This window comes from Acinetobacter stercoris, assembly GCF_900323515.1.
GTDB classification, from domain to species: domain Bacteria; phylum Pseudomonadota; class Gammaproteobacteria; order Pseudomonadales; family Moraxellaceae; genus Acinetobacter; species Acinetobacter stercoris.
On record NZ_OOGT01000246.1, the window covers coordinates 1 to 5,205 of the forward strand.

The 5,205-nt window shown below is 36.8% G+C and carries 7 protein-coding genes; 2 read left to right on the forward strand and 5 right to left on the reverse strand.

What is annotated here, in order from left to right; all coding sequences use genetic code 11:
• Window positions 1-207 precede the first annotated feature (207 nt).
• The 3 genes from recA to KPC_RS17665 all read right to left on the reverse strand — a co-directional run bounded on the left by recA (window position 208) and on the right by KPC_RS17665 (window position 2,529).
• On the reverse strand, window positions 208-1,257 hold the full coding sequence (recA, locus tag KPC_RS17655) for a recombinase RecA (RefSeq protein ID WP_121975647.1): 1,050 nt from the start codon (window positions 1,255-1,257) through the stop codon (window positions 208-210).
• Window positions 1,258-1,406: 149 nt separating this feature from the next.
• The gene (locus KPC_RS17660) at window positions 1,407-1,847 is read right to left on the reverse strand and encodes an RNA-binding S4 domain-containing protein (RefSeq protein ID WP_121975648.1); all 441 of its coding nucleotides are present in this window, start codon (window positions 1,845-1,847) and stop codon (window positions 1,407-1,409) included.
• On the reverse strand, window positions 1,831-2,529 hold the full coding sequence (locus KPC_RS17665; protein WP_121975649.1) for an HAD-IA family hydrolase: 699 nt from the start codon (window positions 2,527-2,529) through the stop codon (window positions 1,831-1,833). The genes KPC_RS17660 and KPC_RS17665 overlap by 17 nt, the downstream gene beginning before the upstream one ends.
• A 17-nt stretch (window positions 2,530-2,546) precedes the next feature.
• Between KPC_RS17665 and KPC_RS17670 the strand changes: the two genes are divergently transcribed.
• Together KPC_RS17670 and KPC_RS17675 are read left to right on the forward strand one after the other, a co-directional pair.
• A complete protein-coding gene (locus KPC_RS17670) occupies window positions 2,547-3,398 on the forward strand; it encodes a 3'(2'),5'-bisphosphate nucleotidase CysQ family protein (protein WP_121975650.1) in 852 nt (283 codons plus the stop codon).
• A gap of 63 nt (window positions 3,399-3,461) precedes the next feature.
• On the forward strand, window positions 3,462-4,199 hold the full coding sequence (locus KPC_RS17675) for a histidine phosphatase family protein (RefSeq protein WP_121975651.1): 738 nt from the start codon (window positions 3,462-3,464) through the stop codon (window positions 4,197-4,199).
• 14 nt (window positions 4,200-4,213) lie between these two features.
• Here KPC_RS17675 and KPC_RS17680 read toward each other — a convergent pair whose 3' ends face one another.
• Both KPC_RS17680 and KPC_RS17685 read right to left on the reverse strand, forming a co-directional pair.
• Complete coding sequence (locus tag KPC_RS17680; protein ID WP_121975652.1) at window positions 4,214-4,516, reverse strand: barstar family protein; 303 nt, start codon at window positions 4,514-4,516, stop codon at window positions 4,214-4,216.
• 84 nt (window positions 4,517-4,600) lie between these two features.
• Entirely contained in the window at window positions 4,601-5,041 is a 441-nt protein-coding gene (locus tag KPC_RS17685; RefSeq protein WP_121975653.1) for a hypothetical protein, read from the reverse strand.
• Window positions 5,042-5,205 lie beyond the last annotated feature (164 nt).

The window sequence follows — 5,205 nt, forward strand, 5'->3', positions numbered from 1 at the left end:
AAATATAGATAATTAAATAAATAGCTTTTTATAATTTTATAGTAGAGTAAAGCATAATATAGCAATTGCATATACTTGTTTTTAAAACTTTTAGTCAAAAATATTTTTATTATTCACCTAAATTTATCAAATAGATTTTTTTAAACAATTAAAGTTCAATACAAAAAAACGCCCCGAAGGGCGTTATAAGACTTGATCGTTTATAAATCAAACATCTAAAAAGTCAGGTTGTTCTTCTTCATCTTTTTCTTCAATAGGTGCTGCATTTGAGGTTGTCAAAAGTTGTTCTCGAATGATTTTTTCAATTTCAGCAGCCATTTGAGGGTTTTCTTCCAGATGACGAATGGCATTGTTCTTACCTTGACCAATTTTGTCACCTTGATATGAATACCATGCACCTGCTTTCTGAATGATATCTTGAGCTACTGCCAAGTCAACTAACTCACCTAGCTGGTTGGTTCCTTTACCATATAAAATTTGGAAAATAGCTTCACGGAAAGGAGGTGCCATTTTGTTTTTGACGACTTTAACTTTGGTTTCTGAACCAATAATTTCATCACCTTCTTTGACTTGTCCAATACGACGAATATCTAAACGTACAGAAGCATAGAATTTAAGAGCATTACCACCAGTTGTGGTTTCTGGGCTACCAAACATTACACCGATTTTCATACGGATCTGGTTAATGAAGATCACCATACAGTTAGAACGTTTGGCATTACCTGTGATTTTACGAAGCGCCTGACTCATCAATCGGGCTTGTAAGCCCATATGAGAATCGCCCATTTCGCCCTCAATTTCAGCTTTTGGAGTTAGTGCTGCAACTGAGTCGACAACAATCATGTCGATAGCACCAGAACGGACTAACATATCAGCAATTTCAAGTGCTTGTTCACCATTATCTGGTTGAGAGACCAAAAGGTTGTCAATATCAACGCCAAGTTTACGTGCATATTGAGGATCTAGGGCATGTTCAGCATCAATAAATGCACACGTACCACCTGCTTTTTGACATTGTGCAATTGCCTGTAATGTCATTGTGGTTTTACCTGAAGATTCTGGACCATAGATTTCTACGATACGACCTTTTGGTAAACCGCCAATCCCCAATGCAATATCTAGTGTTAATGAGCCAGTTGATACTGATTCAACAGCCTGAACTGAATTATCACCTAAGCGCATAACCGTGTTTTTACCAAATTGTTTTTCAATCTGGCTAAGGGCAGCATTTAACGCTTTACTTTTGTTCTCATCCATCTCGTAACCTCAAAACGATGTAATTATCACTATTCACTAAAGTGGATGTCTTTAAATTAAGTCTCTCGTCCACGGCAGCTATAGTGACAGAAAATGAAAGTCTGTACTATATTTAATTGTATAGAAGCGACATGATATGACGCTCAAATTTAATCATCATTATACGACCAATGCTGGTCAAATTGCTGATCATTCTCTTGTTTAAATTTACTGATTTGTCGGCGATCTTTTTTACTTGGCCTATGTTCAGGTCGAGCCAGATTATGCAGTTTTCTTTGCGTACTGATCAATTCACGACGGGCAATGCTAACCTCAGTTTCTTCATAGAGTTGTTGAGCAATCGGGGCAGGTCCCCGTACATCTGAAAGTGCCTTGATGATAACAGTTTTTCTGTCGATCCCTTGTTGAATCGTTAGCTCCATCCCAACACGTATTTCTTTGGAAACTTTAACCCGCTCATTGTTGTGATGAACTTTTCCACCTTCAATTGCATCTTTTGCAATCGAACGGGTTTTAAAAAAACGTGCAGCCCATAACCATTTATCTACACGCATTGCTTCTATAGGTGGGCGTTCAAGCTGTTTTGGCATCGAGTTCCTTCTGGTATTGATCTAAATAAGGCAAAAGCTCAGTAAGATTTAAGATTGCAGGATATTCCATTTCTAGCGCATTTTTAGCGGCTTTTAACGTAGATGGTTGCAAGATAGTAATGAGATTTTCAATTCCAAAATTTGCAGCACCTTTGAGCACAGGGACTGTGTCATCGATCAGAAAAGCTTGTCGTGGCTCGAAAGGATGCTGTTGTTGAACGATCTGCCAGAACTCAACAAACTCTTTAGAATATCCAATTTCTTCACTACTGATAATTACTTCAAAATAAGGGCGTAAATCGACGTTTTCAAGTTTTAACTTTAAACTTGCACAATCAGCATTGGTCATTAGCCAGCATTTGTAACCTTGCGCTTTAAGTTGTTCCAATAGTTCAAAACAACCTTGACGCGGCTGGATTCGATCCTGAAATTCATACTGTAACGCTAAAACATTCACACCAACTTTCGATGTCCAGTAGTCAGATGAGTACCAGGATAGTGTATGCTTATGCTCTTGATAAAATGCATGCAAAATTGCATGACTTTGTTCTAAAGAACATTGATGTGTAGTAGCATGACGTTCTGGTAGTTTTTGATTCCAGATTAAATCATCGAAAGCGAGATCGAGTAGAGTGCCATCCATATCAAACATCAGGATGGGCTTATTTACAAAATCGGACATAAAATAGGTTTAAATCAATGTTTATAACAACTCAAGCACCGCAGGATGAACAAATTCTTAAATTAACTCCTGTGATGGCGCATGCGAGTCAGATCCTTTTAGAAGAATACCAAAATTATAGTGCTGGGCGCGAGTTTAATATTGATGAAAAGGAAGATAATTCGCCTGTTACCCAAGCAGATCTGAAAGTGAACCGCTTTTTAATTCAGCAGCTTGCTGAATTAACACCAGAAATTCCTGTGTTATCAGAAGAAAGTGATTATTCTGAGAGACATGCATGGAATACTTGCTGGATGCTTGATCCTCTGGATGGAACTAAAGAGTTTATACATGAACGTGATGAGTTTACGATTAATCTGAGTTTAATCGAAAATCACCAAACTGTTTTTTCCCTGATCGCTGTGCCTTGTGAGCAGGTGATGTATGTTGGTTATCTGACAGAACTACCTTATAAATATTCCTTTAGTCAGGGGGCTTGGGAACGATATACAAAATATAAAGATTGTGAATCGGATGCGATACAAGTTGGACTGAGTCACAGCAGCAAGAATCCTAAATATCAGCAATATATTGATTATATTGAACGGGAAAATCCTGTCATTCGCCGAGAAGCAGGTAGTGCTTATAAATTTTGTATGATGCTAGAGGGGGAGATTGATATTTATCCCCGTTTTCATCCTACATCAGAATGGGATACGAGTGCAGGGCAGGGTTTGTTAGAAAGCATAGGTGGTGGCCTATTAAGTCTGGATGCCGAACCATTTACTTATAATCAGCGTGACACAGTTTTAAATGATGGTTTTATTGCATTTCGTGACAAGGAAAGTCAGGAAATCGCATTGGATGCCTTAAGAAACATTACATTATAAGATTGAGACTTTTACCCTACATGCTATAGTTGTGATGTAATAAAGATTAAATACAGAGATGATATGGCGCTTGAATTACTGCCACAAAGTATGTTTAAAGCAATTGATTTATTGCCTGATAGCAATACACCTGTGACGCTATTTACGCGTCATTCAATTCGTGAACTGGTTGATGGTCAGGGTTTGGCTGGCTATGATTTACAATTGACATCTCAGGGGCGCGATTTAGCTCAAGCCTGGGGAGCGTATCTCATAGATAATACTGATCGCGTCATTCAACACTGTATTTCTAGCCCTATTCAGCGATGTGTTGATACTGCAGCATTAATGATTCAGGGAGCCGATGCAATTTCTGTTGAGAATAATACACATCGTATTGAAATTATAGAGCAAGGACTTTTAGTTGAACCGGGTAGTTTTGTTCTGGATATCAAACAAGCAGCTCCTTATTTCAAAAAACAGGGAGCGATAGGTTTTATAAATAGTTTTGTGCAAAAGGCCTTGCCTGGAATGAAGCATCCCATTACAGGGGTAATCGATGTTCTTGAGCTGATCTATAATACTCACCCTATCCATCGTAATGGCTTAAGTCTTGCAGTAAGTCATGATACGATTTTAGCGGCAATTATTGCTGTGATTTCAGGACGGAATCAGGTAGATAAGTCTGATTGGCCACAAATGATGGAGGGTTTATTTGTCTGGTTTGAAGGCGATAATTTTATCGATAGCAAATTAAAATGGATCTGGCGTGGTCAAGTAAGTGAATTGAATATTAGAGAGTTTCAAAAACTAGATGATTGATCTGTAAAGTTATTTTAAAAAGATATGCTAACTTGCTTGTTATTGGATTGATTCCGCCAATACTTCTGGGAAAATTCCAGACTGTGCTTTATTTTTTGATAAAGTTCTGGATGATGAGTCAGGTTTTCCAGTCCTTTAAAGTAAATAATAATTTCTGATTCTGGAAACCAGCTAAAATCACGCATACATTCATCTAAGGCATCATAGTTAAATCCGAAATAATCAGGGAATTGTAGCTGTTTATATAGGTATTTTAAAAAAGCTTTGTCTGTATGGATGTGTTTAAGATCAATTGAAATAATTCTCTTTGAAATCATTGAAATATCCTAAGCTCATATTGTTTTTATATTATGTTGAAATAGTTTGAGTGAAAATCATATTTGATTTTCACTCAATCAAGATCATATTTTAGCTTTTAGTCTATGATCAAAGTCTAATAAATTTATACTCAGACCATCATCATTTAAAGGCCATATAGCAGTATTTACCGGGACAGACTGTTGATGAATGCGGCTATATTTATCTGCGGCAATTAATGTTGCGATATCATGATCTGGAATACTATAGGCGTCTACAACATCAGCAGGATAATGTGTGCGTGCATAAAACTCTGCTTCCGTTTCACCTGCATGTAACGCAAATATTTTTTCAACGGCAGGTAAATAAACACCATAACCCAGCCATGAATCTACACCTTGTGATGCCTGAATCTCAGCTGTACCTTTCATATTGGAAATGACTTTACCTAAGACATCTTTTTCACCTTTTGAAGTGAAGTATTCAATATATTGTTTTTCAGTTTCCTGAAATTTTTCTATTGTTGGTAAAAACTTATTAATCATCATCAACCCCAAGTTAAATAATTAGAATTTGTGATGACCTAAACAGAATTTGTCTGGTCTGATACACCTTAGCACCATATTGGATGCTTTCATCATTTTTTTTATAAATTAAAATATTATCGTGAAATATGATGGTTTCAACATGTATGGAAGAAGATATCTAT